General features: G+C 61.7%; 24 protein-coding genes and 1 pseudogene. 16 read left to right on the forward strand and 9 right to left on the reverse strand.

Annotated elements, in window-relative coordinates:
• Nucleotides 1–225: 225 nt before the first annotated feature.
• The 5 genes from QOV41_RS07915 (at nucleotide 226) to QOV41_RS07935 (ending at nucleotide 6,892) form a co-directional block, all read left to right on the forward strand.
• Complete coding sequence (locus QOV41_RS07915; RefSeq protein WP_284580631.1) at nucleotides 226–726, forward strand: flagellar basal body-associated FliL family protein; 501 nt, start codon at nucleotides 226–228, stop codon at nucleotides 724–726.
• On the forward strand, nucleotides 726–1,913 hold the full coding sequence (gene fliM, locus QOV41_RS07920) for a flagellar motor switch protein FliM (protein WP_284580633.1): 1,188 nt from the start codon (nucleotides 726–728) through the stop codon (nucleotides 1,911–1,913). The genes QOV41_RS07915 and fliM overlap by 1 nt, the downstream gene beginning before the upstream one ends.
• Nucleotides 1,910–2,341 (forward strand): DUF6468 domain-containing protein, encoded by a 432-nt coding sequence (locus QOV41_RS07925; RefSeq protein WP_284580635.1) that lies wholly within the window; start codon nucleotides 1,910–1,912, stop codon nucleotides 2,339–2,341. The genes fliM and QOV41_RS07925 overlap by 4 nt, the downstream gene beginning before the upstream one ends.
• On the forward strand, nucleotides 2,338–3,408 hold the full coding sequence (locus QOV41_RS07930) for a MotE family protein (RefSeq protein ID WP_284580637.1): 1,071 nt from the start codon (nucleotides 2,338–2,340) through the stop codon (nucleotides 3,406–3,408). The genes QOV41_RS07925 and QOV41_RS07930 overlap by 4 nt, the downstream gene beginning before the upstream one ends.
• Nucleotides 3,409–3,553: 145 nt before the next feature.
• On the forward strand, nucleotides 3,554–6,892 hold the full coding sequence (locus QOV41_RS07935) for a tetratricopeptide repeat protein (RefSeq protein WP_284580638.1): 3,339 nt from the start codon (nucleotides 3,554–3,556) through the stop codon (nucleotides 6,890–6,892).
• Here QOV41_RS07935 and fliP read toward each other — a convergent pair.
• Both fliP and QOV41_RS07945 read right to left on the reverse strand, forming a co-directional pair.
• Nucleotides 6,889–7,593, reverse strand: a complete 705-nt coding sequence (fliP, locus tag QOV41_RS07940) for a flagellar type III secretion system pore protein FliP (RefSeq protein ID WP_284580640.1) — start codon at nucleotides 7,591–7,593, stop codon at nucleotides 6,889–6,891. The genes QOV41_RS07935 and fliP overlap by 4 nt on opposite strands.
• 64 nt (nucleotides 7,594–7,657) lie before the next feature.
• Entirely contained in the window at nucleotides 7,658–8,269 is a 612-nt protein-coding gene (locus QOV41_RS07945; protein WP_284580641.1) for a flagellar biosynthetic protein FliO, read from the reverse strand.
• Nucleotides 8,270–8,442: 173 nt separating this feature from the next.
• Here QOV41_RS07945 and flgB point away from each other — a divergent pair, with 173 nt between their 5' ends.
• The 9 genes and pseudogenes from flgB to QOV41_RS19850 all read left to right on the forward strand — a co-directional run bounded on the left by flgB (nucleotide 8,443) and on the right by QOV41_RS19850 (nucleotide 15,279).
• The gene (gene flgB, locus QOV41_RS07950) at nucleotides 8,443–8,850 is read left to right on the forward strand and encodes a flagellar basal body rod protein FlgB (RefSeq protein WP_284580643.1); all 408 of its coding nucleotides are present in this window, start codon (nucleotides 8,443–8,445) and stop codon (nucleotides 8,848–8,850) included.
• A 12-nt stretch (nucleotides 8,851–8,862) separates the two neighbouring features.
• Nucleotides 8,863–9,273 (forward strand): flagellar basal body rod protein FlgC, encoded by a 411-nt coding sequence (gene flgC / locus QOV41_RS07955; protein WP_284580645.1) that lies wholly within the window; start codon nucleotides 8,863–8,865, stop codon nucleotides 9,271–9,273.
• Between the two features lie 11 nt (nucleotides 9,274–9,284).
• Nucleotides 9,285–9,617 carry a flagellar hook-basal body complex protein FliE gene (locus QOV41_RS07960; RefSeq protein ID WP_284580646.1) on the forward strand — a complete coding sequence of 111 codons (333 nt, stop codon included), beginning with the start codon at nucleotides 9,285–9,287 and terminating at the stop codon, nucleotides 9,615–9,617.
• 65 nt (nucleotides 9,618–9,682) lie between these two features.
• Nucleotides 9,683–9,949 carry a flagellar biosynthesis protein FliQ gene (fliQ, locus tag QOV41_RS07965; RefSeq protein WP_284580649.1) on the forward strand — a complete coding sequence of 89 codons (267 nt, stop codon included), beginning with the start codon at nucleotides 9,683–9,685 and terminating at the stop codon, nucleotides 9,947–9,949.
• Between the two features lies 1 nt (nucleotide 9,950).
• On the forward strand, nucleotides 9,951–10,718 hold the full coding sequence (fliR, locus tag QOV41_RS07970; protein WP_284580650.1) for a flagellar biosynthetic protein FliR: 768 nt from the start codon (nucleotides 9,951–9,953) through the stop codon (nucleotides 10,716–10,718).
• A gap of 1 nt (nucleotide 10,719) precedes the next feature.
• Nucleotides 10,720–11,802, forward strand: coding sequence for a flagellar biosynthesis protein FlhB (gene flhB / locus QOV41_RS07975; RefSeq protein ID WP_284580652.1), 1,083 nt, complete (start codon nucleotides 10,720–10,722; stop codon nucleotides 11,800–11,802).
• A gap of 522 nt (nucleotides 11,803–12,324) precedes the next feature.
• Complete coding sequence (gene cckA, locus QOV41_RS07980) at nucleotides 12,325–14,892, forward strand: cell cycle histidine kinase CckA (protein ID WP_284580654.1); 2,568 nt, start codon at nucleotides 12,325–12,327, stop codon at nucleotides 14,890–14,892.
• A 5-nt stretch (nucleotides 14,893–14,897) separates the two neighbouring features.
• Nucleotides 14,898–15,071 (forward strand): annotated as a pseudogene (locus QOV41_RS19845) (DUF2237 family protein); the annotation flags it as partial.
• Nucleotides 15,072–15,147: 76 nt separating this feature from the next.
• Nucleotides 15,148–15,279, forward strand: a complete 132-nt coding sequence (locus tag QOV41_RS19850; protein ID WP_415926755.1) for a DUF2237 family protein — start codon at nucleotides 15,148–15,150, stop codon at nucleotides 15,277–15,279.
• On the opposite strand, the gene QOV41_RS07990 is transcribed toward QOV41_RS19850, so the two are convergent.
• Together QOV41_RS07990 and araD1 are read right to left on the reverse strand one after the other, a co-directional pair.
• The gene (locus QOV41_RS07990; RefSeq protein WP_284580657.1) at nucleotides 15,276–16,295 is read right to left on the reverse strand and encodes an aldo/keto reductase; all 1,020 of its coding nucleotides are present in this window, start codon (nucleotides 16,293–16,295) and stop codon (nucleotides 15,276–15,278) included. The two genes, QOV41_RS19850 and QOV41_RS07990, sit on opposite strands and share 4 nt — an antisense overlap.
• Before the next feature lie 56 nt (nucleotides 16,296–16,351).
• Entirely contained in the window at nucleotides 16,352–17,347 is a 996-nt protein-coding gene (gene araD1, locus QOV41_RS07995; protein WP_284580659.1) for an AraD1 family protein, read from the reverse strand.
• 262 nt (nucleotides 17,348–17,609) lie between these two features.
• On the opposite strand from araD1, the gene recA reads away from it, so the two are divergent.
• Together recA and alaS are read left to right on the forward strand one after the other, a co-directional pair.
• Nucleotides 17,610–18,680, forward strand: a complete 1,071-nt coding sequence (gene recA / locus QOV41_RS08000; RefSeq protein ID WP_284581223.1) for a recombinase RecA — start codon at nucleotides 17,610–17,612, stop codon at nucleotides 18,678–18,680.
• 177 nt (nucleotides 18,681–18,857) lie between these two features.
• On the forward strand, nucleotides 18,858–21,497 hold the full coding sequence (alaS, locus tag QOV41_RS08005) for an alanine--tRNA ligase (protein ID WP_284580661.1): 2,640 nt from the start codon (nucleotides 18,858–18,860) through the stop codon (nucleotides 21,495–21,497).
• Nucleotides 21,498–21,544: 47 nt separating this feature from the next.
• On the opposite strand, the gene QOV41_RS08010 is transcribed toward alaS, so the two are convergent.
• The 5 genes from QOV41_RS08010 to QOV41_RS19725 form a co-directional block, all read right to left on the reverse strand.
• Nucleotides 21,545–22,429, reverse strand: coding sequence for a DMT family transporter (locus QOV41_RS08010; protein ID WP_284580663.1), 885 nt, complete (start codon nucleotides 22,427–22,429; stop codon nucleotides 21,545–21,547).
• Between the two features lie 178 nt (nucleotides 22,430–22,607).
• A complete protein-coding gene (locus QOV41_RS08015; protein ID WP_284580665.1) occupies nucleotides 22,608–23,729 on the reverse strand; it encodes an OmpP1/FadL family transporter in 1,122 nt (373 codons plus the stop codon).
• Between the two features lie 254 nt (nucleotides 23,730–23,983).
• Entirely contained in the window at nucleotides 23,984–25,195 is a 1,212-nt protein-coding gene (locus QOV41_RS08020) for an NADP-dependent isocitrate dehydrogenase (RefSeq protein ID WP_284580667.1), read from the reverse strand.
• A 130-nt stretch (nucleotides 25,196–25,325) separates the two neighbouring features.
• On the reverse strand, nucleotides 25,326–25,661 hold the full coding sequence (locus tag QOV41_RS08025) for a TfoX/Sxy family protein (protein ID WP_284580668.1): 336 nt from the start codon (nucleotides 25,659–25,661) through the stop codon (nucleotides 25,326–25,328).
• Nucleotides 25,658–26,104 carry a GFA family protein gene (locus tag QOV41_RS19725; protein WP_350150934.1) on the reverse strand — a complete coding sequence of 149 codons (447 nt, stop codon included), beginning with the start codon at nucleotides 26,102–26,104 and terminating at the stop codon, nucleotides 25,658–25,660. The genes QOV41_RS08025 and QOV41_RS19725 overlap by 4 nt, the downstream gene beginning before the upstream one ends.
• Between the last annotated feature and the right edge of the window lie 8 nt (nucleotides 26,105–26,112).

The raw sequence follows: 26,112 nt of genomic DNA on the forward strand, positions 1-26,112 counted from the left end.
CGTTTACCTTGCGAAAACCATGCCAAGGCTCGAGAGCAAGCAATTTCAGACACTTAGCCGAAGTCCTGGGTCGACAGCTTTTGAGCGGATCAGGCGCCATGCGGCAAAAGCTGCCCGGCAATTTCTGCCCACCAGAGGCACCTTGTAACCAATCGTTAACCATCAAGCGCTTAGCTGGAGTGGACACCGGAATCGTCCGGAAATCCGAGGCACAGCAGGGTTGGCATGGCCGCTGAAGCAGACATCGAAGGCGCCGGCTCGGCCAAGAAGGGCATTCCCAAGCTCTTCATCATCATTGGTGCGGCGGCCGTCGTCGTGTTGCTCGCTGGTGCGGGCCTCTACTTCTTTCTCTCCTCAGGCACAGCGGAAGCCGAGCACGGCGCGGTAGACGCGCACGGCGTGCCCGCCGTCGAAGCACCGCAGACGTTTATTTTCAATCTCCCGCCCATGATCGTGAACCTCAACAACGAGGCGGACGGCAAGGCTTTCATGCGCCTCACGGTGGCTCTGGAGGTCGAGAATGAAGCGATGATGATCGAAATTCAGCCGCGGGTCGCCAAGGTCATCGATGCCTTCCAGGTCTATCTGCGCGAACTGCGGCGCTCCGACCTCGAAGGCTCGGCGGGCGTCTATCGCCTCAAAGAAGAGCTGCTGCGCCGCGTCAACGTCGCCATTTACCCGAGCCGGGTGGAGTCCATCCTCTTCAAGGAATTGCTGGTGCAATAATGGCGGGTCCTTCCGAGCAGGATAAACTCAGTGACGATTGGGGTCTTGATGATCTCGATATGTCCGCAACCGGTGCGGCCGAAGTGGCGGAAGAGGATATGACCGAGGAGGAGAAGGCTGCCGCCGCTGCTGCGGAATGGGCCGCCATGCTCGAAGGCACCGATGCGGACGGGGAGGGCGCCGATCGCGTCCTCAACCAGGACGAAATCGACAGTCTCCTCGGTTTCGATGCGGCCGTGGGCAGCACGGTGGAACTGACGGGCGTCCAGGCCCTGATCAATTCCGCTCTGGTCTCCTACGAGCGTCTGCCGATGCTCGAAATCGTCTTCGACCGGCTGGTCCGGCTGGCGACGACCTCGTTGCGCAACTTCACGTCCGACAACGTTGAAGTCACCATGGACTCGATCTCCTCGGTGCGGTTTGGCGACTACCTTAACTCCATACCACTGCCAGCCATCCTCTCGGTCATCCGGGCCGAGGAATGGGAGAACTATGGTCTGCTGACCGTCGACTCCTCCTTGATCTATTCGATGATAGACGTGCTGCTGGGCGGCCGGCGCATTGGCGGTAACATTCGCGTCGAGGGGCGTCCCTATACCACCATCGAAATGGCGCTGGCGCGCCGCATGATCGAATTGATCCTGGAGGATACGCACCGCGCCTTCGAGCCGGTGACCCAGGTCAACTTCAAGCTCGAGCGCATGGAAACCAATCCGCGCTTTGCGGCCATTTCGCGCCCCGGCAATGCAGCAATCCTGATTGAGTTGCGCATCGAAATGGACGATCGCGGCGGAAAGATCGAGATCCTGCTGCCCTATGCCACCATCGAGCCCATCCGCGAGCAATTGCTGCAGATGTTCATGGGCGAGAAGTTCGGCCGGGACCCTATCTGGGAAGGCCATCTTGCCACCGAAATCTACTCGGCCGACGTTGAGATCGAAGCCGTGCTGCATGAGCAGGACCTGCCACTCGCCCGCATGCTGACGATCCAGCCAGGCGATACCATCATGTTCGATCGTGAGCCGTCCGACCCCGTGCGCCTGCGGTGTGGCGATGTCGAACTTACCGAGGCCATCATGGGCCACATCGGCAACAATGTATCGGTGCGGGTAACGCGCCCCCTCAATCCGCCCAAGGTCACCATGGCCGATTTCGAGGCGATCGACGCGAATATGGAAGGACGATGATGATGAGTCTGCCCCTGGGGCTCTTGGTCGAAAGCGCGGTGGCCGTTCTCCTGGCCCTGACCATCGGCTATTGCATCGTGCTCAACCAGCGCCTCAAGCGCCTGCATGCCGACAAGGACATGATGCGGCAGATGGTGGCGGATCTGGTCAGTGCCACCAACCTCGCCAACCAGGCGATCAAGGAGTTGAAGCAGACGGCGGTGGAGGCCGATCTGACGCTCAACACCCGGCTGGAGGAAGCCGAGCGCTTCGGCGTCGAACTGGCCCATCACGTCAATGCCGGTACAGTGCTGATGGAACGCATTGCCAAGATCACCAGTGCTGCGCGACCGGCACAGCCTGCCGAGCCCATCGAGGCGCCCAACAAGGTGCAGTCCGCGCTTGAACAATTGACCGCGCGCGTGCGCACCCGCGGAGCCGCCGCGTGACCAATATCCGGCTGCTGCCCGTCGTCGTCCTGGCCATCTCGGCCCTCCTGGTGCTCAAGACCCTGGGTCTGGTGACCGAGGGAGGCTATGTCTTGGCCGGTGTGGGGGTGGCGCAGGCCGCTGGTGGTGGAGGCCATAGCCCTGCAGCCCCTGCCGCAGATGCAGGCGGGGAACAGAGCATCGGCGAGCCGACGGTCGAGGACACCAGCCCAACCATAGCCGATCCCGCTCCGATGCTGCCTACGGCCAAACCTGCTGCGGAACATGGTGGAACTGACGAGGAGCACGGCGCCAGTGACACCCATGATGGGGCTGTTGTCCCCGAGGGTGCCGCTCAAGCGAGCGGCCCGGCGATTTCCAGCGCCTACTGCATCGACGGTGACGCAACGCTGATCGAGGATGCGACGGGTGCTCTGGTGCAGGCCGAGACCGAGGGCGATGCCGAGGGTAGCCATGGCGACGCCGAATCCTCTGACCACGAAGAGGCCCCCGACGCCGACGCCCAGGCTTTCGCGGAGATGATGAAGGTCGAGTGCTTGCCCAATGGGGACGCGGTGCCGCTGGCACTCAATGGGGGAGCCGTCACCCAGTTGATCGATACCGAGGGTTCTTCGGCGACGGAACAGCAATTGCTGGCTCGCCTTGCCGCCCGGCGCGAAGAGCTGCTGCAGTATGAGCAGGATCTCGCCATGCGTGCATCGCTGGTCGACGCTGCCGAGCAGCGGATCGAGGAGCGCTCGCTAACCCTCGAAGCTCTTGAGGCGCAGATCGCCTCTTTGGTCGACCAGCGCCAGGAAATGGAGCAGGGGCAGTTCGCCAGCATTGTCGCCATGTATGAAGCGATGAAACCCAAGGACGCGGCCAACATCTTCAACAATCTCGAGATGGAAGTGCTGTTGCGGGTTGCCAAGACCATGAGCCCACGCAAAATGGCGCCGATCCTTGCCGAAATGAGCCCCGCCCGCGCGCAGGAGCTGACCGTCAAGATGGCTGCCATCGCCGATCTACCGCCCGCGCAGATCACACCGGACGACTTGGCGGAACTGCCCCAGATTGTTGGCCAATAGGCAATTCTTGCAATGGCTTTGTAAGGGGACGTTAAGTCACCCCCGCTAGGTTGCACACCTAGAGTGTTGTAACCCGCGCGTCCAAATGAGCGAGCCGAAGGCTTGGTCCCGACGTGCATGAGTACGTCGGGACAGGCAGAAGCCGGTGAAGACGACCATCAGACGAGCTTGGCATGGGGTCCGCATGGGCCTGGCGATCGGCGCTGCGCTGGTGGCGCTTGGTGCCGCCCCGCTCATGGCGCAGGAGGAGGGGCAGCTTTTTGCTACCCAGGAAGAGGGCTATGGCCGTCTGATCCTGAGCTTTCCCGGCCGCGACACCCTGCCCAAATACAGCATGCGCCTCGAAAACGGGGTGCTGTCTCTGGAATTCGAAGAGTCCATCTCGATCATCCTGCCCGATGTCGGCACGACCATGCCCAACTATTTGTCGGTGGCCCGGGTGGACCCCGATGGTCGCGGGTTGCGGCTGGGCCTGCGCTCGGCTTTCACCTTCAACCGCATCGAGGCTGGCGAAAAGCTCTTCATCGATCTCCTGCCGAACTCCTGGCAGGGCATGCCGCCGGCCCTGCCGCAAGACGTGGTGGAGGAATTGGCAGAGCGGGCACGCTTGGCTGCAATCCGCGCCGAGCAGGACCGCAAGCGGGCAGGGGTCGAGGAGTTCAATCCGCAAGCCACCATCCGCGTCGGACGCAATCCCACCTTCATGCGGGTGCAGTTCGATTGGTCCGTACCGACGACGGCCGAATATGTGCAAGAGGAAGATCTGGGTCTGATCGCCTTTGAATGGCCGGTCGACATTGACTTGCGGGAACTGGCCAGCAATTTGCCGGCCGAAATTCTGAGCGTCGAAGGTGAGGTGACGCCGGACGGATCTCGGGTGCTGCTGCAGGTGGCCGAAGGCATAAAGCCGCGCTTCTACGAAAACTCGCCCCAGCAATATGTCCTGGATATCGATATCGCTGGCCAAGGCTTGCCGCAGTTCGAATTGCCCGATCCGCAGGCAAACGTGGCGCACGCCAGCACGGCGCCGAACAGCGATCATCCCCGTCCCGATGTCGATGCGCTTTATCCGGCCAGCGCCACCGCGCCGATCAAGCCATTCGTCAGCGTTTTGGGCTCTACCGTGCGGATGGTCTTCCCATTCGAGCAGGATACTCCCGCAGCGGTGTTCCGGCGGGGCGATACCGTATGGCTGATGTTCGACAGCACCGTCGGGATCCTGCCGCCCGACGCTTCGCAAGATTTCGAAGCGGTCGCACAGACGTTCGATGTTATGGCGTCGGCCGATGCCCAGGTGGTACGGCTGGACTTGGCGCAGGACCGTTTGGCAACCCTCGGCTCGGAGGGGCGTGCGTGGGTGTTGTCCTTGGGCGACATCATGCTCACCCCCACAGAACCCATCGAACTCAGTCGTCGCCGCGGCTTCGAGGGCGAGTTCGAAATGGTCGCAAAGTTGACCCGGCCGGCGCGTATCCATGAGTTCCGCGATCCGGTGGTGGGGGACCTGCTCAGGGTGGTCACCGCCTATCCTCCGGCTCGGGGCATCACCCGCACGCTCGACTATGTGGAGTTTTCGGCTTTGCGCAGCGTGCACGGCCTGGTGGTCAAGCCTGAGGTATCCAACCTTGCTGTGAGTATCGAGAGCGATCTGGCGGTCATCGGTACGCCGGGGGGCCTTACCGTTTCCGCACTGGATGCACCGCGCAGTACGGCTGATGCGGCAAGCACTGAGGTGCGCAGCGGATTTGTGGATCTGGTGCGATTGGAGCAGACCGATTTCGGTGCCTATGACCGGCAGCTGCATGACCTACAGGTGGAGGCTGCTCGGGCTGAGGGTGAGCAACGGGATCGGGCGCGACTAGATCTTGCCAGGTACTACATCGCCAATCAGTTTGCCCATGAAGCCTTGGGCGTGCTGCGGGTCCTCGAGAACGATATCGAGAACAAGGACAACACCCGCGAACTGCGTCTGCTGCAGGCTGTTGCCACCACGATGGCGGGTCGCACGCCCGAGGCGCTCGCCATCCTCAATTCCGCGACGCTGGGCAAAGAGCTCGATGGGCTGATCTGGCGGACCATCGCCCGTGCCGACGCCTACGACTATCGCGGTGCGCGGCTCGACGCCATGGAGGCGCAAGCCATCGTCGAGTCCTACCCGGCCTGGGTGCGGCATGCCTTCTCCTTTGCTGCCATTCGAGCCGCGATCGAAGCCGATGATCTGCCCATGGCAGAGTCCTTCCTGCAGGACATAAAATTTGCCGAGCTCGATCCAGAGCAGGCAAGCGAATACCACTTGCTGGCCGGGCGGATCGACGAGGCGCGGGGCCGTATCGAGGAAGCCCTCGACACCTATGGTCAGGTGATCGCAGCCGATTTCCGGCCGACACGCGCTGAAGCAGTGTACCGAACGCTGGGCCTCTTGCAGCAACAGGGTACACTCGATCTCGGCAAGGCCGCTCAAACGCTCGCTGCCGAGGCCATGCTGTGGCGGGGCAACCCGTTGGAAGCCAACATGCAGAACATGCTGGCCAAGCTCTACTTCGAGAACGGCGATTATCGTCTCGGTTTTGAGACGGTGCGACAGGCGGTTTCGACCTATCCAGAAAGCCCGCCGGTCAACGCCTTGCAGGAGGAAGCCGCGCGCTGGTTCAACAAGCTCTTCCTTGAGGGTGCGGCGGATGCGCTGGGTCCGGTGGAGGCGCTCAGCGTCTACTACGATTTCCGGGAATTGACCCCCGCTGGCACGCGCGGCGATGAAATGATCCGCAATCTCGCACGACGGCTCGTGCGGGTGGACCTCCTCTCGCAGGCGGCGGAACTCCTCGAATACCAGCTCGACAACCGCTTGCGTGGCGTTGCGCGCACGCAAGTGGCCGCCGATCTCGCCGTCATCTATCTCGCCGATCGACGCCCCCAGGAGGCGCTCCGCGTCCTAAACGCAACGCGACTTCCCGGCCTGCCGGACTCGCTGGCGCGCCAGCGCCGAATCCTGGAAGCGCGCGCCATGATCGATGGCGGACGGGATCAGCTCGCGCTCGACATGCTCCGTGACATGGCCGGCCGTGACGTCGATCTATTGCGCATCGAGGCACATTGGAAGGCGCGACGCTACAGTCAGGCTAGCGAAATGCTCGAGGCGCTATATGCCGGTGCTCCCGCCAGCGGCGCCCTTGCCCAGCCCGCCCGCATGAACCTCGTCAAGGCGGGGGTCGGCTACGTGCTGGGCAATGACAGCATCGGTCTATCGCGCCTGCGCTCCAAGTTCGGCGATGCCATGGTGACGACACCGGAATGGCCGATGTTTGATCTGGTCACCGGGCAGGTTGAGGTCACCAGCCTCGAGTTCAAAACCGTGGCGAGCCAGATTTCTAATGTCGAGGGCATCAACGCTTTCCTTGCCTCCTATCGGGAGACCTACGGTGCCGATGGTGCGCTGGCGCCGATGGGTGCCAGCGAGCCCGGCGCTGGTCTCGCGGCTCGCTAGCCGCCGCCTCCGTCCACAAAGCTGCGGACCAGCGATCCGGCGACCAGATACCAGCCGTCCACCAGGACAAAGAAGATCAGCTTGAACGGCAGGGAGATCACCACCGGCGGCAGCATCATCATGCCCATGCCCATCAGCACCGAGGCGACCACCATGTCGATGACGACGAAAGGCAAAAAGAGCAAAAAGCCGATCTCGAAAGCGCGCCGGAGTTCGGAGATCATGAAGGCGGGCACCAGCAATTGGAGCGGCACCGCCTCGGGCTCGGCGGGTATTTCCGCTTCGGTCAGGTCATAAAAGAGCGCCAGATCCTGCTCACGAACATTGGCCCGCATGAACGCGTGAATGGGACCGGCCGCCTCTTCGAAAGCCTCAGCGAACTCGATCTCGCCCGCGATCAGTGGGGCGATGCCTTGGTCGTAGCTGGCCTGCAATGTCGGCTGCATTACGAAGAGCGTGAGAAACAGCGCCAGCGAAACCATGACGGAGTTGGGCGGCGCGGTTTGCAGCCCGATGGCCGTGCGCAACAGCGACAGCACGACCACGATTCTCGTGAAGCTGGTTACCATCACCAGGATGGAGGGGGCCAGCGACAGGAGCGTGATGAGGCCGATGATCTGCACGGCCCGCTCGGTCAGGGTCGAGTCATCACCGAAATCGATCGAAAGTTCCTGTGCCGAGGCAATCGCGGGCGACAGCATCAGCAGCGCAATTGCGGCCAGTCCGGCAAGAGGGAGGCGGCGGCAAAGGCGCGCGAACGTGCCCTTAGCTTCGGTTCGCCTCGTTGTTACCTGCCACAAAATCGGTGCCTTCCGCCCGCCGCTGCGCTTCGTTCTCTTTAGCTGAGTCGGTGTCGAACCGATCGGCTATGTCCGGGTTATCAGCAGTTTCCGTGCCCGGGCGCAGCAACCCCGTATGGCGCAGGGAACGCGGCCCATTGGCAGCGGGTCCGAACTCGCGCAGCTTCTCGATCGCGGCGGCAGGGGAGGCAGCCGGTTCGGTCCGAGCCGCCACCGGTTTGCCTGGAGCGGGTTTGCGCGCGGCAACTGTGGGGATGGGGCGGCGGGAGGGTTGCGCAGGAGCCTCGCTTACGGGAATGCCGGTTTCGACCACAAGGTCGTGTTGGCCGCCGGTGAGGATCAGATGCTCCACATTGTCGCGCCGCACGATCAGCAATTGGCGCTTCTGGTCAATCGGCAGGCTGTCGATCACCGCCAGCCGCCGGTTCCGCCCACGCGCTACATTGCCCGATGCGTTGAACACAAATTTAAGCAGCCACACACCCAGCACGATCAGCACCAGCACCACGCCCAAGGCGAAGAGTGCCGTCAGTACGGAATTGCCCGAACCGCCAAAGAGGCTGGTGATGAACTGCATAGTCGCTCCCGAGTGCCCACCGCCGACTCTGGTCGGCAGCTTCTGCCTAGTTAGCGGCGGAATGTGCAGAATGCGAGACCAAAACGGCGCCAAGCGGTCGCGGTTAACTTCCGGTTAACCATGCAGTGGGCAAGTATTGCCTATCGCATTCCAGCCAGTTGGGGATTCGGCCGATGGGCCTCATGGACATGCCAGTCTTCTCGGCGCTGACGGACAAGATGCGTTGGCATCAGGCACGCCAGGGCTTGCTAGCCGAGAACGTAGCCAATGCCGAGACGCCCGGCTATCACGGCCGCGATCTCCGGCAATACGCATTCGATCCCGCGGGTGCGGCATTTTCCAGTGCCTCGGTGAAAACCGTAGCGACCCAGCCCATGCACTTCTCGGTGGGTGGCAGCGGCGAGACCGCTTTTGGCGCTCAGCGCATGGCCAGTTTCGAGATCACGCCCGAAGGTAACGGGGTGACCCTCGAAGACGAGATGATGAAGGTCACGACCAACCTCATGGACTATCAGGCCGCCACTTCCCTCTACCAGAAGTCGGTCAAGATGCTCCGCACCGCGCTCGGTCGGCAGGCTTAGGAGTAGGAACACATGGACTTCAACGCTTCACTCAAGATCGCCGCAACTGGGCTCCACGCCCAGACTGCGCGCATGCGCGTCATCGCCGAGAACCTCGCCAATGCCGACTCGGCCGGCAAAGCGCCGGGCGAGGAGCCTTATCGCCGCCGTATCCCTACTTTCGAATCCAGCTTCGATGCGGAAGTCGGCGGCCGGATCGTCGAGGTGGGCAAGCTCGCCTATGACATGGGCGACTTCTCCAGCCGCTACGAGCCAGGCCACCCGGCCGCGGACGAGAAGGGCTATGTGCAGTATCCCAACGTCAACTCGCTGGTTGAATCAATGGATATGCGTCAGGCCCAACGCACCTACGAAGCCAACCTCAACGTCGTCACCGTTACGCGGCAGATGCTCGGGCGCACGCTCGACATCCTGCGCGGCTAAGGAGCATCGCCATGGCGATCAACGCCCCGTTCAACGCTGCCACCGCCGCCTATGGGCAGGTTGGCAAGCTCATCAGCCAGTCGGCGCGCCCGCAGACCGATCTCACCGCGGCGGCGCCCGCCAGCGGCTCGAGCTTTGCCGACATGCTGGCCAGCCAGGTGCAAGGTATTGTCGATGCAGGCAAGACCAGCGAGGCCATGGCCATGGACATGGTCAACGGCAAAGCCAATGTCGTGGACATGGTGACCGCCCTCAGCGAAACCGAGATCGCCATCGAGTCCATGGTGACGGTCCGCGACCGGGTGATCTCGGCTTACGAAGAGATCATGCGGATGCCGATCTAGTCATTACGCTGCCCGCTCGGCGCGTTTGGCTTATGATGGGTTAACGATTCGACGGAAACTCTGCCATGACCGGCGCCGACGCCCTCGATATTGCCACCGATGGCATCTGGACGCTGATCATCATCTCCTCGCCGATGATGATCGTGGGTCTGCTGGTTGGCGTGGTGATCGCGCTGTTCCAGGCGCTGACGCAAATCCAGGAACAAACCCTGGTCTTCGTCCCCAAAATTCTGGCGATCTTCATTACGATGCTGCTGACGCTGCCCTTCCTGGGTGCTACGATGGGTGGCTACATGACGCGCGTAGTAGACATGATCATCGTAGGCGGCTGAGGTGACCATCGGGCTCGACTGGCTGCCCAATACGGCCTTTCTCTACCTGCTGCTGTTCGCGCGCATTGGCGCCATCCTCATGCTCATGCCGGCGTTGGGCGAGGATTTGATCCCGGTCCGCATGCGGCTCTCCTTTGCACTCGCCTTCACGCTGGTGGTCTTCCCATTGCTCGCGCCCAGCCTGCCCTCCATGCCGAGCGAGATCATGGCGATCGTGGGCCTGCTGTTTCATGAGCTGGCCATCGGCTTGATGCTGGGTGCCATCGTCCGCATTCTATTGATGGCGACACAGGTGGCCGGGGCCATCATCGCGTTCCAGACGGGGCTTTCCATCGCGATGACCGCCGATCCGACACAAGCGGGCGTGCAGGGCGCAATCTTCGGCAGCTTTCTCAGCCTGCTCGCCGTGACGCTGATATTTGCGACCGATCTACATCATTTGGCCCTCGCCGCCACCTATGACAGCTACGCGGTCTTTCCGCTCGACATGCCGCTGATGTTCGATGATGCGGCGCAGCTGGCCATCCGCACCGTTACGCAAGCCTTCAACCTGGGCATCCAAATGTCGGCGCCCTTTATTGTTTTCGGGCTCGTGTTCAATCTCGGTGCCGGTATCCTCGCGCGGCTCATGCCGGCCATGCAGGTGTTTTTTGTGCTGATGCCGGCCAACGTCATGGTCGGGCTCGTGCTGTTCGCATTGCTGCTCTCGATGATGATGGGGTGGTATCTCATGGCCTTCGAAGAGCATTTGACGATGTGGAGGGGCTGAGATGTCGGACGAAGCCCCCGATCAAGAAAGCAAAACAGAAGACCCCTCCCAAAAGAAACTCGAGGACGCGCACAAGAAAGGTGACGTTGCCAAGAGCCAGGAAGTGGTCACCTGGTTCATGCTCGCCGGCTCGGCTCTCGTCTTTGTCATGATGGCCCCCGCCACCAGCGCTTCGCTGATGGGCTCGCTTCGCCTCGTCATGGTCAATGCCGACCAGTTCGAGGTAGGTGGCGCCGGATTTCAGTCCTTCTTCAACAATCTGGCGCTGGCGCTGGTCGGCACCATCCTGGTGCCGCTGCTGATCCTCTCGTTCTGCGCGATCGCTGCCAATCTGCTGCAGCATCGCTTCGTCATGTCGGCCGAGCCGATCACCCCCAAATTCTCCAAGGTCTCGCCGCTCGCCGGCTTCAAGCGCCTGTTCTCGAGTGAGTCCCTGGTCAATTTCGGTAAGGGCATTCTCAAGATCGCCATTGTCGGCACAATCTTGGTGCTCGTCGTCTGGCCCGAGCGTGACCGGCTCGACACCATGATGACCGCCGATCCGCTGATCATCCTCGCCGAATTTCAGGAAATCGGCCTCAAGATCTTCGGCGCTACGCTCGCCGTGGTGACGCTGATCGCCTTTGCCGATTTCCTTTATGTGCGCCACAAATGGTGGAAGAAGCACATGATGACGCTCAAGGAGACTAAGGACGAATACAAGCAGATGGAAGGCGACCCGCATGTGAAGGGCCGCATCCGCCAGCTGCGCCAGGAGCGCTCCCGCAAGCGCATGATGGCAGCGGTCCCCGACGCCACGGTGGTCATCACCAACCCCACCCACTTTGCCGTGGCGTTGAAATACGAGCGCGGCATGCCGGCGCCGAAATGTGTCGCCAAGGGCGCCGACGCCATCGCCTTCCGCATCCGCGAAGTGGCCAAGGAGCACGACGTACCTATCGTCGAGAACCCGCCGCTGGCCCGGGCCCTCTTTGCCAGCGTCGATGTCGATGAGAGCATCCCGACCGAGCACTTCAAGGCCGTCGCCGAGGTAGTCGGGTTTGTCATGCGGTTGAAGAAGGGCGCCGGCTGGAAGGCGCGGTAATGTGCTAATCAGGGCTCCAGCACCCCCACCCTGCCTCCCCCTCCCAGGGGGAGGCGAGGTGGGGGTCTCTACCCCATCTATCCACTTATCCCCCTCCCCAAAACCTCAGCTACACTCCCCTCCATTCCCCCGCAGGAGCGGCGCTGCAGCGACCAGACAGGCGGGTGGAACCACGGGACTTCGGGGAGATCGCCCCCGGAGTGGGTCCGAGCGGTGTTGGTCGGATATACGCCTTTCCCTGCCTGCTTTGGGGAGACGCAACACCAGCTGGTCCGGCAAATCCCGGCTAACCCCGAGGCGAAGTCGTCTCACCTACTACCAATCCCAAGAGGCGGTTTCGCCTCGGGGTCCGCTCCACTTCGCGCAACCGACGGGACCAAATTTCGGCGGCGCATCGGCACATCGGCAACAAACCTGGTCCCCCAAGCGTGGAAAAGCCGCTACTGTCTCCCGCCAACGATATTCCTTTGTTAGACCTTTTGCTGCACCCGATTCGCTCGCACCCACCGGAGCCCACCAGCCATGGCATCGACGCCGCTCGGCGATGACAACTATCCCGATCCGCTCGTCTCCTCCCCACAAGGTGGCGGCAGCGTGTGGCGCGTGGTGCTGTTAGGTCTCTTCCTGATTGGCCTGTCGGTGGCCTTCTCGCTCTACAGCGATCGAATCCCCCCCGATGCCACCATCGCCTTTGTCGGCGTCCTGGCGGTGGTGGGCGTCTTTTGCCTGTTCGGCCTGGCAGCTGGCCTGTTTCGCTTTGCCGGGCGCGACGAGCGTCGGACCGTTCCGCAGGCGGTTGCGGATAGCCTGCCGTTCGGTGCCGTCGTGTCGGACCGGGACGGCAAGATTTCCTATGTGAATGCCCAGTATGGCAGCTTCACCGGCGCCATGAACAACGGCGTGCCCGTGGGTGTGCCGCGGCTTTTCGCCGGACAGTCGGACGCGAGCGAAGCCATCTACCGCCTCTCGCGGGCCGCCAAGGACGGTCGTGGCGCCATCGAGGACATCCGCATCATGGGTGGACTGGGTGGCTCGCAAACCGAAAGCCAAAGGGCTTTCTGGTATCGCGTTGCGGTGCGGCCGCTGCCTGAGACCGACGACGCCCGCAAGCCGCTGGTGATCTGGAGCGTCGAGGACATTACCCGCGACAAGGAAAACAACGAGAGCGCCTTTCGCGACCTGCAGCGCGCCATCGACTATCTCGATCATTCGCCCGCCGGCTTCTTTTCAGCCGATGCGCATGGTCACATCCAATATCTCAACTCCACCCTGTCCGATTGGCTGGGCTATGACCTGGCCGAGTTCAATGCCGGCCAGCTCCGGCTCTCCGATCTGGTGCGCGGCGATGGCGCGACGCTGCTCATGCGGGGCCGGGGGGATGGCGAGATCCGGACCGAGATCATCGATATCGACCTCGTGCGCCGCAACGGCACCAGCCTGCCGGTGCGCATGCTGCACCGGGCCGCACGCCTCGCGGATGGTGAACTGGGTGAAACGCGGACCCTGGTCCTCGATATGTCGAGCGCGCCCGACACAGAAGAAGAATTGCGCGCGGCGGAAGTGCGCTTCTCCCGCTTCTTCAACGATACGCCTTTCGCCATCGCGACGCTGGACGGGGAAGGGCGGATCATTCGCACCAACGCCCCCTTTGGTCGCATTTTCCGCTGGGTCGACGAGGAGAAGAGCCTCGAACTGCAGCCCCTAAGCGATCTGATTGGGGAGGGCAGCCGCGAGCGCTTTGGCCGGGCCATCGCCGATGCCCTCGCCAACCGCTCGGAAGTCGAGCCGGTCGATGCATTGCTGAGCGGGGAAGGCGACCACGCCGTGCGCCTCTATGTGTCGGCATCCGAGCCGGGCGCCGGCTCGCCTGAGCGCGTTAACGTCTATGCCCTGGACATGACCGACCAGCGCAAGCTCGAAGCCCAGTTCGCGCAGAGCCAGAAGATGCAGGCCGTGGGCCAGCTCGCCGGCGGTGTGGCGCATGACTTCAACAATTTGCTGACCGCCATCATCGGATTTTCGGACCTCCTGTTGCTCAAGCACAAGCCGGGCGACCCCTCGTTCAGCGAACTCATGCAGATCAAGCAGAACGCCAATCGCGCTGCCGGTCTGACCCGCCAGCTCCTGGCCTTCTCGCGTCGGCAGACCTTGCGCCCGCAAGTGCTGGAGCTGCCGCTGATCGTGGATGACCTCACCGTCCTCCTCAAGCGCATGATCGGCGAGAAAAACACGCTGACGGTCGAGCATGGTCGCAACATCTGGCCGGTTCGCGCCGACGTTGTACAACTGGAGCAGGTGATCATTAATCTGGTGGTCAATGCCCGCGACGCCATGCCCGAGGGCGGATCGATCACCATCCGCACGTCCAATATTGCGCAAGGCGAAGCCGAGCGCCTGAGCTATGAAGGTATGATCGCGGCCGATTTCGTCCTCATCGAAGTGCAGGACACGGGCACGGGCATGAGCCCCGATGTGCTGCAGAAGATCTTCGAGCCGTTCTTCACCACCAAGGAATTGGGCAAGGGCACCGGGCTGGGGCTTTCGACCGTCTACGGCATCGTCAAGCAGACCGAGGGCTATATCTACCCAGAGTCGATGCTTGGCGTTGGCACCACATTCAAGATCTACCTGCCGCGGCATGTTCCTGCTGCCAACGAGATTGCCGCCAAGACTCTGGCAGCGGCGCCGGTGCGTGATCTCACCGGCCACGAGCGCATACTTTTGGTGGAAGACGAGGAAAGCGTCCGCGCCTTCTCGGCTCGTGCCCTGCGGGCCACCGGATACGAGGTTTTCGAGGCTGATGGCGGCGATGAGGCGCTGGAAGTTCTCGAGGACATCGAGTTCAAGATCGACCTCATGATTTCGGACGTCGTGATGCCCGAAATGGATGGCCCCACTCTGCTCAAACATGTCCGCAAGACGATGCCTGACCTTAAGGTCATCTTTGTCTCGGGCTACGCTGAGGAGAGCGTCCGTCGCGACATCGAGGACGACCAAAGCGTCGAATTCCTGCCGAAGCCCTATTCGCTCGACCAGATCAATTCCAAGGTCAAGGAAGTGCTGCAAAAGCTCGAGAAGCGCGGCAATTGAACATGATGGGGCAGCCCGGCCCGGGGGAACGCAACGTGCTCGGCGAATCGCTCCAGCCCTGTTCGAGCGATCCGCTGACGGGCTTTTTCCGCACGGGCTATTGCGCTGCCGGTCCTGACGAGGCCGCGGTGCATCTGGTTTGCATAGAGGCGACGGCCGAGTTCTTGGCGTTTTCCGCCACGGTCGGGAATGATCTATCGACACCGCGCCCGGAGATGTCCTTTCCCGGCCTCGTGCCAGAATCGCTGGTGCCTCGTGGCGCAGCGCTGGGCGCAGGCCCACGCAGCCGGTTTGGCACCGCGCGTTTATCTACGCGCCACCAACCAAGCCGTGCTGGGACTAATTCCGCTCGAGGTGCTCAAGAGCTATGCGCTCGATCTGAACTAAGCCGTGCCGCCCGGAATAGGTGTGCCGGGCGCCAGCAGGCCCTGTTCCGCAAGGCGCATCCAGAGCACATCGGGAATCGGGGCATCCCACCAGGCCAGGATGCCATCCAACTCCTCTGGCGAGCGTGGCCCGGGCAGGACATTGCAGACCGCTGGATGCAGCAGTGGAAACTGCAGCGCCGCCGCCGGGAGGGGGACATCGAACTCCCGGCAGACAGCCTCGATTTGCCGGACCTTGCTAACGACGTCGTCAGGCGCCTTGGCATAGTTGAACGTCGATCCGCCGACCAGGACGCCTGAGTTGAACGGCCCGCCAATCACCACCGAGGATCCGCGCTCCAGGCACGTGCGCATGAACGGCTCGAGCGAGGTCTGCTCAAGGAGCGTATAGCGCCCGGCCAGGAGGAACACGTCCCAGTCGCCCAGCGCCATGGCATCCATCAGCACCTGCCACTCATTGACCCCCAGCCCGATCGCCTTAACAACGCCTCCGTCCCGCAGCTCGCGCAGGGCGCGGTAACCACCACTTTCCAATTGCTGCCAGAGCGGGCGATTGCCCTCTACGCCGTGCGTCATCGTGCCGATGTCATGCACATAGAGAACGTCAATTTTATCCACGCCCAGTCGCTGGATGCTATCCTCGTGCGAGCGCATGATGCCGTCATAGGAGTAGTCGTAGACTTGGTCGAAGGGCAGGGGATCGACCCAGTTGTGAGGGCTGGAGCGGTCCGTGCCGAAGGGGCGTAGCAGGCGTCCCACCTTGCTCGAGAGTACTGCGTCCTGCCGCCGTTCCCGCAGCACATCCCCCATCAGATGCTCGGACCGGCCATAGCCATATTGTGGGGCGGTATCGAGATAGTTGATGCCCATCTCGAGCGCGTGGGCGATGGTGGCGCGGGCCTGTTCTGCCGGCACGCGAGAGAAGATCCCGGCAAGAGAAGCGCCGCCCAGACCCAGTGTGGTGATCTCGAGTTCGGTTTGGCCGATGCGGCGTTTCTCGAACTGGCGTGCGCTCATCGTTATCCCCTCCAGATGAAGGGGATAACTGACATGTTAGTGGATGAGCTTCAAGCTCAATACAGCTGGCCGACGATGACGGGATGCTCGTCTTGCACGCGCACCGGGTTCCGCAAGGGTGCGCCGAACTGCGCCTCCTCAATCTCGAAGACGTCGTTGGGCTGCGTCGAGATACCGTCCGCAAAGCTCAGGGTGGCGGTGCCGAACATATGAATGTGCACGTCACCCGGTTGCCGGAACAACTCATACTTGAAGTGATGATACTCGAGATTGGCGATGGTGTGGCTCATATTGGCCTCGCCCGACAGGAAGGGCTTTTCCCAAAGCACCTTGCCGTCGCGATAGATGCGGGACATGCCTTCGACGTTCTCGGGCAGGTCCCCCAGCCGCAATTCCGGTCCAAAGGCGCAGGCGCGCAGCTTGGAATGGGCGAGATAGAGATAGTTGATGCGCTCGGTCACATGGTCCGAGAACTCGTTAGCGAGCGCGAAGCCCAGCCGCCGCGGCTGTCCATGCTGGTCGATGACATAGATGCCCGCCATCTCGGGTTCTTCGCCGGCGTCGAGCGCAAAGGATGGCGATGGGATCGGGTGACCCGGATTGACGACGATGTGGCCGTTGCCCTTGTAGAACCACTCCGGCTGCACACCCTTGCTGCCATCTGCCGGTTTACCGTTCTCCAAACCCATGCGAAACATCTTCATGGAGTCGGTCAGGGTCTCCTCGGCCTGCGGTGCGGCCGACTTGTGCATGGCGTCGCGAGTAGCGGCCGAGCCCAGATGCGTAAGGCCGGTGCCGGTCACATGCATATGGGCCGGATCAGGATGGTCGATGGGGGCGAGCATGCGCCCCTCAGCCAGGATCTTGCCGGGATCGACAGCGTCGCCGAGCCCATGTTCAGCCACCAACGCTGCAAGGCCCACCTGCCGCTCCATCGCCGCCAGCGCGAGCGCGTAGACACTCTTGGCGCCGGTCACCACGCGGGCCGTGCCGCCGTCAACTGCCCCAACGAGCCGGTTGCCGTCGTGATCGAGAAACTGGATGAGGTTCATGGCGGCTCCTCCGCTGGACGCCCCCGCGGGCGAAACTGGCGCGCATAAAACGCAGACATCGATGGAAGCGCAAGCAGAAAAATCATACTTTTCGCCCGCCACGCCAAAGGCGGACTCGATTCTCTTGCGCACCTATATCTGTTCTCATTTTGTCCCTTGACTTGGCTGAAACAAAATGAGAACAAACAAAGCACATTCACTGAAAACCCACTGCGGAACCGGTGCGTTGCACGGCTATCCAGAGCGTGGAATAAGGAGACACATCATGGCTAGCTCACTGCGCGTTGTTGAAGGTGGATCGATGGATAAGGACAAGGCACTTGCTGCGGCGCTCAGCCAGATCGAGCGCAATTTCGGCAAGGGCTCGATTATGCGTCTGGGCGAAGCCTCCTCCATTGAGGTGGAGTCCATCTCGACGGGCTCGCTCGGTCTCGATATCGCCCTGGGCATTGGTGGTTTGCCCAAAGGTCGCATCGTCGAAATCTTCGGGCCGGAATCTTCAGGTAAGACGACGCTGGCGTTACATGTCATTGCCGAGGCGCAGCGTAAGGGTGGTATTTGCGCCTTTGTTGATGCCGAGCATGCGCTCGATCCGATCTATGCTCGCAAGCTGGGGGTCAATGTCGATGATCTGCTGATCTCACAGCCTGATGCTGGTGAACAGGCCCTCGAAATTACCGACACACTGGTGCGCTCTGGGGCAATCGACGTGCTGGTGGTGGATTCGGTGGCGGCGCTCACCCCGCGTGCCGAACTGGAAGGCGAGATGGGCGATAGCCTTCCTGGCCAGCAGGCTCGTCTGATGAGCCAGGCCATGCGCAAGCTCACCTCCTCGATCAGCAAGTCCAAGTGTCTCGTCATCTTTATCAACCAGATCCGCATGAAGATCGGCGTGATGTACGGTTCGCCTGAGACCACGACGGGCGGCAATGCGCTGAAGTTCTACGCGTCGGTTCGTCTCGACATCCGGCGCATCGGTGCACTCAAGGATCGCGAGGAGATCGTCGGCAACCAGACCCGCGTCAAGGTGGTGAAGAACAAGCTGGCGCCACCGTTCCGCCAGGTCGAGTTCGACATCATGTATGGTGAGGGTATCTCCAAGACGGGCGAGCTGCTTGATCTCGGCGTTAAGTCGGGGATCGTCGAAAAGGCTGGTGCCTGGTTCTCCTGGGACAGCCAGCGGTTGGGGCAGGGGCGCGAAAATGCCCGTCAGTTCCTCAAGGACAATCCCCAGATCGCAGCCACCATCGAGCAAGGCGTGCGCGAGAGTTCGGGGCTGCTGGGCGAGGTGCTGCTGGTGGCCGGTGGCGAAGAAGACACCTCCGACGAATAAGTCAGTTCCCATGCAAGGAAACGTTAGGAGGGCGCCGCAGATGCGGCGCCCTCCTTTTCTGTTTTGTCGCGGCCTCGCTGCCGCCGCAATGCTGGACAGGGCGGCAGGCGGCACGATAGAAAGCCTGCCAAATATCCGGGGCGCCTTCGCGCCAGTCTCCGCCACGAAAGCCTATTGATGACCAGCGTAAACGATCTTCGCTCGAGCTTTGTCGACTACTTCGCCCGCAATGGGCACGAAGCTGTGTCATCAGGCCCGCTCGTTCCGCGCAACGATCCCACCTTGATGTTCACCAATGCCGGGATGGTGCCGTTCAAGAACGTCTTCACCGGAGTTGAAAAGCGGCCCTATTCCACGGCTACCTCGGCGCAGAAGTGTGTTCGTGCCGGCGGCAAGCACAACGATCTGGACAATGTGGGCTTCACTGCGCGGCATCACACCTTTTTTGAGATGCTCGGCAATTTCTCTTTTGGCGATTACTTCAAGGATCATGCGATCGAGCTCGCCTGGAACCTCCTGACGAAAGATTGGCAGCTTCCAAAGGAGAAGCTCATGGTCACCGTCTATCAGGATGATGACGAGGCACTTGAGCTGTGGAAGAAGATTGCCGGCCTCTCGGAAGATCGCATCGTTCGGCTTGGAGCCAAGTCGAACTTCTGGCAGATGGGCGATACCGGCCCCTGCGGCCCGTGTTCGGAGATCTTCTACGACCATGGCGAGCATGTCTGGGGCGGTCCCCCGGGATCGCCCGAGGAAGATGGCGACCGCTGGATCGAGGTTTGGAACCTCGTTTTCATGCAGTTCGAGCAGCATGGAGACGGTTCGCGGACCGCGCTGCCGCGCCCCTCCATTGACACCGGCATGGGCCTGGAGCGTGTCGCGGCCGTCATGCAAGGTGTGCACGATAACTACGACATCGACCTCTTCAAGGCGCTGATCAACGCTGCCGCCAATTCCACGGGTGTGGATGTCGACGGGGGAGGCAATCGGAGCCTCCGCGTGATCGCCGATCATTTGCGATCGATGAGTTTCCTGATTGCCGAAGGGGTGCTCCCTTCCAATGAGGGGCGTGGCTATGTCCTCCGCCGCATCATGCGCCGGGCTATGCGGCATGCCACCCTGTTAGGCGCCAGCGAACCGCTTATCTACAAACTCGTGCCCGCTTTGGTGCGCGAGATGGGCCAGGCTTATCCCGAGCTCAGCCGCGGCGAGGCGATGATTGCCGAGACGGTGCGCCTTGAAGAGGGGCGCTTCCTCAAGACGCTGGGTCGTGGGCTGCAGATTCTTGAGGATGAGACGCGCGGGCTTGGTGAGGGTGCCGTGCTGGATGGAGCAACCGCGTTCAAGCTCTATGACACCTATGGGTTCCCGCTGGACCTGACCGAGGATGCCCTGCGCAACCGCAACATCAAGGTGGACCAGGCCGGGTTCGATGCCGCCATGGCGGCCCAGAAGGCCGAGGCGCGCAAGAGCTGGTCGGGCTCAGGTGAAGCCGCCACCGACATGGTGTGGTACGGCTTGGCGGACAAAGTCGGTCCCACCGAATTCCTTGGCTATGAGACTGAAACCGCCGAGGGCGAGATCAAGGCATTGCTGAAGGACGGAGCGGAAGTCGCAGCTCTTGCCGCTGGCGAGGAGGGTTATGTTGTCCTCAATCAAACCCCCTTCTACGCCGAGAGTGGCGGTCAGGTGGGGGACACGGGGCAACTCATGGGCGAGGGGGTTGAAGCGACCGTTTCGGACACGCAGAAATTTCACGGCGTCTTCGCACACAAGGTGATGGTCACCGCCGGCACGCTGAAGCCCGGCCAAGCGGTGGAACTGCTTGTCGACCACGGACGGCGCTCCGCCATTCGGGCCAATCACTCGGCGACGCACCTGCTGCACGAGGCTTTGCGCCTCGTCTTGGGAGATCACGTGGCGCAAAAGGGATCGCAGGTCTCGGCAGACCGGCTGCGGTTTGACTTTGTCCACACCAAGCCGATGAGCCCCGAGGAAATTTCCGAGGTGGAGGATTTGGCCAATGCGATTATCCTGCAGAATGCGCCCGTCGAAACCCGCCTGATGGGGGTGGAAGAAGCCAAGGAATCGGGCGCTCGTGCCCTCTTCGGCGAAAAGTATGGCGACGAAGTCCGTGTTGTTTCTATGGGGCAGCCGACCGGCAACGGGCTTGGCTGGTCAGTTGAATTGTGCGGCGGCACCCATGTTCGCCGTACTGGCGACATTGGTCTTGTCTCGGTGGTAGCCGAGAGTGCCGTGGGCGCTGGTGTGCGCCGTGTCGAAGCGCTCACCGGCAATGCAGCGCGGCGCCGTGGCAATGAAAATGTAGCGATCGTCGGTGCCGCTGCGGGTCTCCTCCGTTCCGGCACTCAGGATGTCTTGGAGCGGATTGCCGCTCTGCAAGAGCAACTCAAGCGCACCGAGCGTTCCTTGTCCGATGCCAAGCAGAAGCTCGCCATGGGTGGCGGCTCGGCCAAGGCGGAGGGGCCCGAAACCATCAATGGCGTTGCCTTTGTCGGCCGCGTGGTCGAGGGCCTGCAGCCCAAGGATTTGCGTGGGCTCGTAGATCAAACAAAGAAGCAGGTCGGGTCCGGGGTCGTCGCCATCGTCGGCGTCACCGAAGATGGAAAGGCTGGTCTCGCCGTGGGCGTCACCGAAGATCTGGTGGGCAAGAAGTCGGCCGTCGAGCTCGTCAAGGCCGGTGCCGCAGCCCTGGGCGGGCAAGGTGGTGGCGGACGTCCGGACATGGCCCAGGCCGGGGGCCCGGACGGTGGCAAGGCCGAGGACGCTTTAACGGCCATCCGCGCCTTGATCTGAGGATCAGTGCAAATTCAGAGGGCCCCGCATGATGGTGCGGGGCCCTTTTATTGGCCAATGCGGAAGAAGAAGACGCGGGGCTTCCAGCGGATCGGACGGTTCTCTGTCAAGACGTTTAGCATGCCGGCGCTGACCACGATCAGCATGCCGATAATGGCAATCCAGTCCGGGTACTCTCCGAAGAAAAGCGCGCCGAAGAGAATGGCCCAGATCAGTTGGCTGTACTGCACCGGCGCAATCAAATTGGCCACAGTGCGCCGAGTGGCGCCAATCAGCAGCAACCCGCCCACGCCGCCCAAGAGGCCGATGCCGAGGAAGATCGCCATCTGCTCCAGCGTCGGCACGACGAAATAGGGGATCATCAGCACGCCGTTGACGATGCCCGAATAAAGCACCTGCAGGCCTACAAGGCTCACCCGCCGCTCTTTGGGCGCCACATAGCGCAGTACGGTCGTGGTTATGCCGCCGAAAAATACGCTGAGCAGAATGACGAAGTGCCCAAGCTGCAGATCGCGGGCGCCAGGACGGATAACCAGTACTACGCCTAGAAAGCTGATGATCAGTAGTATCCAGCGGTGCAGCGCCACATGCTCCTTGAGCACCAGCACTGAAAGCACTGTCACCATGATTGGCGTCAAAAAGCCGATGGCATAGACGTCGGCAAAGGGGATGTGTGTGAACGCGTACATGACGCAGGCGGTGCCGGATATTGCGGTTGCGCAGCGCAGATGGACGAGCCAGGGATGCTGGAGCTTGTAGATGTCGCGCCAGCGCTCTCCGCGGGTGGTGAGGGCCGCCGGAATGATCGAGAAGGTCGTGGTGAAAAACGCGATCTCAAAGACCGACAGGGAAGGTCCGGCCGTCTTGATCAGGGCATCAGCAACCGAGAAGCTGGCATAGGCCAGGAAGGCGAGAATGACGCCGACTGGCATCGCTGTGATCCGGACTGAACGAAGATTGGAGATTCGGGGCGGGGTGATGACAGCATACAGCGCACATCAAGCCTGGTCATCAGCAAGTAAGAGCCCCTGATCGGTTCAGGTGATAGGGGTGGTTGGTCGAACAGTAGAATGGCCCCTGGAGGGGCCATTCTAGTCGTCTCAGCTGGAGTTAGAACGAAGCCTTGAGGCTGCCGCTGACGGCGAACACGCTGCCGCGATCCCAGCTTTCACCCCGGGCGTTCCGGCCGCCATCAATCAATGAATAGGAGACGCCGCCGGATAGCTCGACATTATCCGCTATGCTGTAAGCACCGCCCAGAGTGACGCCCCAGCGATCGATTTGGGTGCCGGCTTCTAGCACGCCTGAGCTGTCCTCGCGCGAGGTGCCCTTGTCCCAAGTCAGTGAGCCCAGCACCGTCAGGTCCTCGGTCACTGCATGGCCGAGACCCGCGGTGACGGTCCAGCCATCCTCGTAGCCGAGCGTGGTAGCGATAGGGCTAGTTGCGTTTTGGACGGTCAGAACGTCTAGCACAGACCAGTCGACCCATTTGATGCCGCCAAGCGCAAGCCAGCGGGGTGCTATGCCCATTTGAGCCTTGATCTCGACGCTTTGCGGCGTCGTCACATCTGCGGTGGCGCTCGCTGCGGGAAGCACAGCGCCAAAGGCATTGCCGGACAGTTCGTAGTCGATTGCGGCGTTATAAATGGCGCTTACCCGGAGGGCAATCTCGGGCATCTCGTAAGCCAAGCCGGCCCGCCAGCCAAAACCCATACCGTCGAGCGAAACGTCTTCGGTGCGTACCGGGCCGGGGAAGGGTAGTGCGACCGTTGCTTCGTAGTCGAGGTGCTGCGCGGAAATGCCTCCAATAATGCTAGCCACACCGGGGCCGACGCCAAATCCATAGGCGCAGGTCAAGCCAAGGTCAGTGGAGGTGATGCGCTCCCGGACGGATTGGCGGGTGCCGCGAGCATAGGCTGCGTCGCGGTCCGTGCCTGATCCAAAGGGATTTTGGACAGAAACCGCGCAGGATGCATTGTCGAGTAGATCGGCTTTGAAGCCATAGTTGTAATAGATGCGATTTGCGGACGTGGCGATGGTGCTTCCACCGAACTCGACGTCCTGATCGATGACGACATAGGTTACGGTGCCCTTGCCGGCGTAAGTCGCCGGATCAAAGAGCAGATCCCAATTGTAGCCATTGGCTTCGAGACCGCCGGCCTGCGCCGAGCCGGTTGCCATCGCCGCGGCAAGTGCTGCGGCTGCGAAAATACGAGTGTGGCTGGGTGCCATCGGCTTCCTCCCAAATGATGCAACAGACGGCGCTCCTCCGCCGCCCATCAACAGCTCTCATGTGAGAGGCGATGTTGACGTATGCGTCAATGAAGGCAGTGTTCGCTCGGGCGGTCAATCTGTGGCGCGTCAAAACGTGACGAAAATATGTCGGTGACGCGGAACTGCCACAGTCAGCAATTGCATAGGCCTGATGCCGAACAAAAAAGCGGCGCCGAAGCGCCGCCTGGGAAGTACGTTAGCAGAGGCGAGACTTATGCCATGGCCTTTTGCAGGTTCTGGTCGATAGCATCTAGGAAGCCGATGGTGGAGAGCCAGGGCTGATCGGGGCCGACGAGGAGCGACAGGTCTTTGGTCATCTTGCCTTCCTCGATGGTATCGACGGTGACCTTTTCGAGGGTGGCGGCGAACGCTGCCAGTTCGGTGTTGTCGTCCAGCTTAGCGCGGTGTGCGAGACCGCGCGTCCAGGCGAAGATCGAAGCGGTCGAGTTGGTCGAAGTTTCCTTGCCCTGCTGATGTTGGCGGTAGTGACGGGTGACGGTGCCGTGTGCGGCTTCGGCTTCCACGATCTTGCCATCGGGCGTCATCAGCACGGAGGTCATGAGACCGAGCGAACCGAAACCCTGCGCAACGGTGTCGGACTGCACGTCGCCATCGTAGTTCTTGCATGCCCAGACATACCCGCCGGACCACTTCAGCGCCGCTGCGACCATGTCGTCGATCAGGCGGTGTTCGTACCAGATCTTCTTGGCCTCGAACTGCTCCTTGAACTCGGCTTCGTAGATCTCCTGGAAGATGTCTTTGAAGCGGCCGTCATAGACCTTGAGGATAGTGTTCTTTGTCGAGAGATAGCAGGGCACACCGCGGTTCAGCGCATAGTTCATCGAAGCGCGGGCGAAATCGGTGATGGAGTCATCGAGATTGTACATGCCCATGGCGATGCCGGCGCCGGGTGCATCGAACACCTCGTGCTCGATTTCGGTGCCGTCCTCGCCGACGAACTTCATGGTCAGCTTGCCCTTGCCGGGGAACCTGAAGTCGGTGGCGCGGTACTGGTCACCGAAGGCGTGACGGCCCACGATGATTGGCTGTGTCCAGCCGGGCACCAGGCGCGGTACATTCTTGCAGATAATGGGCTCGCGGAAGATCACGCCGCCCAGGATGTTGCGGATAGTGCCGTTGGGCGACCGCCACATCTTCTTGAGGCCGAATTCCTCGACGCGAGCCTCGTCCGGCGTGATGGTCGCGCACTTGATCCCGACGCCGTGCTTCTTGATGGCGTTAGCGGAGTCGACTGTCACCTGATCGTTGGTGGCGTCGCGATTTTCGACCGATAGATCGTAGTACTCGATCGGCAGGTCGAGATAGGGATGGATGAGCTTGTCCTTGATCGCCTGCCAGATGATGCGGGTCATCTCATCGCCGTCGAGATCGACGATTGGATTGGCGACTTTGATCTTGCTCATTGGAAAATCTCCCTGAATTCCACGGATAGGCACTCGGCCAAGGTTCGGCTGCCCCTATAGCACCGGCGGGAGGAAGCGCAAAGTATGCCTCGGCATGGGGCCTTGCCCAATAGAGGACGCTAGACGGCGGTCATTTGGCAGGCAGGGTTTCGACGAAGGCGAGCGCAAGGTCCAGCCAGTCTCGGAGAGCCTCTTCCTCCTCGATGACATCCCCTGGGACCTGCACGAAGCCGGTCATGATACGGTCGCCCATTTCGATCCGTTCGGCCCCCGGGCGGTTCAGCGCCACCGCATATGCCTCCTTGCCCACGCGCACGAGCATGCCGCCATCGGACATTGCAGCAACCACCATGTTGCCGTTCAGCATGAAAGCGCGGCCGCCGAACATTCTCCTTTCGGTAAGCACCCTTTGCGCCGGTAGCATGTCGCGGATGCGATCCGACAAGTCCTCGGAAGCCAGACTCATGTTTGCGCCGGCGGTCGATAAGTCTCGTGCCGCGGCAGATGGTCGGCTATCACATCCCAAGTTTGATGAGAGCGCGCGAAGATCATCTGGTTGGGATCAAACCACTCGTTCTGCCCTACGAAGAACCCGACCGGCAGCATCCGAAGTTCCGGCACTCTAGAGGACTGTCCATAAAGAGGAGTACCGCAGTCTGGGCAGAAGTGGCGGGTGAAAGTCGCACCCGACTCGCTTGACCGTGCAAAGGATTTAGGTCGGGCACCCTCCACCGCAAGGGCTTCGCTGCGCACCAGTGCCACGCAGGCGTGTCCGCCTCCCGTGTAGCGCTGGCAATCGGTGCAGGCACAGAAGAACATGGACGCTATCTCGCCCACGAGTGACATCTCGATTGCTCCGCAGGCGCAGCGTGCAACAAGATCGACTGTGGGTCTGGAGTGCTTGCTCATGGAGCGCA

Source organism: Devosia sp. RR2S18, from assembly GCF_030177755.1.
Lineage (GTDB): Bacteria > Pseudomonadota > Alphaproteobacteria > Rhizobiales > Devosiaceae > Devosia > Devosia rhizosphaerae.

What these genes read in the sequence shown, in the direction of transcription:
- flgB (WP_284580643.1), top strand. Translation starts at nt 8,443, where the DNA reads ATGGGCCTCATGGACATGCCAGTCTTCTCGGCGCTGACGGACAAGATG.
- araD1 (WP_284580659.1), bottom strand. Translation starts at nt 17,347, where the DNA reads ATGAACCTCATCCAGTTTCTCGATCACGACGGCAACCGGCTCGTTGGG.
- QOV41_RS07960 (WP_284580646.1), top strand. Translation starts at nt 9,285, where the DNA reads ATGGCGATCAACGCCCCGTTCAACGCTGCCACCGCCGCCTATGGGCAG.
- QOV41_RS19725 (WP_350150934.1), bottom strand. Translation starts at nt 26,104, where the DNA reads ATGAGCAAGCACTCCAGACCCACAGTCGATCTTGTTGCACGCTGCGCC.
- flhB (WP_284580652.1), top strand. Translation starts at nt 10,720, where the DNA reads ATGTCGGACGAAGCCCCCGATCAAGAAAGCAAAACAGAAGACCCCTCC.
- QOV41_RS08015 (WP_284580665.1), bottom strand. Translation starts at nt 23,729, where the DNA reads ATGGCACCCAGCCACACTCGTATTTTCGCAGCCGCAGCACTTGCCGCG.
- QOV41_RS07945 (WP_284580641.1), bottom strand. Translation starts at nt 8,269, where the DNA reads ATGCAGTTCATCACCAGCCTCTTTGGCGGTTCGGGCAATTCCGTACTG.
- QOV41_RS07990 (WP_284580657.1), bottom strand. Translation starts at nt 16,295, where the DNA reads ATGAGCGCACGCCAGTTCGAGAAACGCCGCATCGGCCAAACCGAACTC.
- QOV41_RS08020 (WP_284580667.1), bottom strand. Translation starts at nt 25,195, where the DNA reads ATGAGCAAGATCAAAGTCGCCAATCCAATCGTCGATCTCGACGGCGAT.
- QOV41_RS07915 (WP_284580631.1), top strand. Translation starts at nt 226, where the DNA reads ATGGCCGCTGAAGCAGACATCGAAGGCGCCGGCTCGGCCAAGAAGGGC.
- flgC (WP_284580645.1), top strand. Translation starts at nt 8,863, where the DNA reads ATGGACTTCAACGCTTCACTCAAGATCGCCGCAACTGGGCTCCACGCC.
- cckA (WP_284580654.1), top strand. Translation starts at nt 12,325, where the DNA reads ATGGCATCGACGCCGCTCGGCGATGACAACTATCCCGATCCGCTCGTC.
- QOV41_RS08010 (WP_284580663.1), bottom strand. Translation starts at nt 22,429, where the DNA reads ATGCCAGTCGGCGTCATTCTCGCCTTCCTGGCCTATGCCAGCTTCTCG.
- alaS (WP_284580661.1), top strand. Translation starts at nt 18,858, where the DNA reads ATGACCAGCGTAAACGATCTTCGCTCGAGCTTTGTCGACTACTTCGCC.
- fliM (WP_284580633.1), top strand. Translation starts at nt 726, where the DNA reads ATGGCGGGTCCTTCCGAGCAGGATAAACTCAGTGACGATTGGGGTCTT.
- fliP (WP_284580640.1), bottom strand. Translation starts at nt 7,593, where the DNA reads ATGCTGTCGCCCGCGATTGCCTCGGCACAGGAACTTTCGATCGATTTC.
- fliQ (WP_284580649.1), top strand. Translation starts at nt 9,683, where the DNA reads ATGACCGGCGCCGACGCCCTCGATATTGCCACCGATGGCATCTGGACG.
- QOV41_RS07925 (WP_284580635.1), top strand. Translation starts at nt 1,910, where the DNA reads ATGATGATGAGTCTGCCCCTGGGGCTCTTGGTCGAAAGCGCGGTGGCC.
- QOV41_RS08025 (WP_284580668.1), bottom strand. Translation starts at nt 25,661, where the DNA reads ATGAGTCTGGCTTCCGAGGACTTGTCGGATCGCATCCGCGACATGCTA.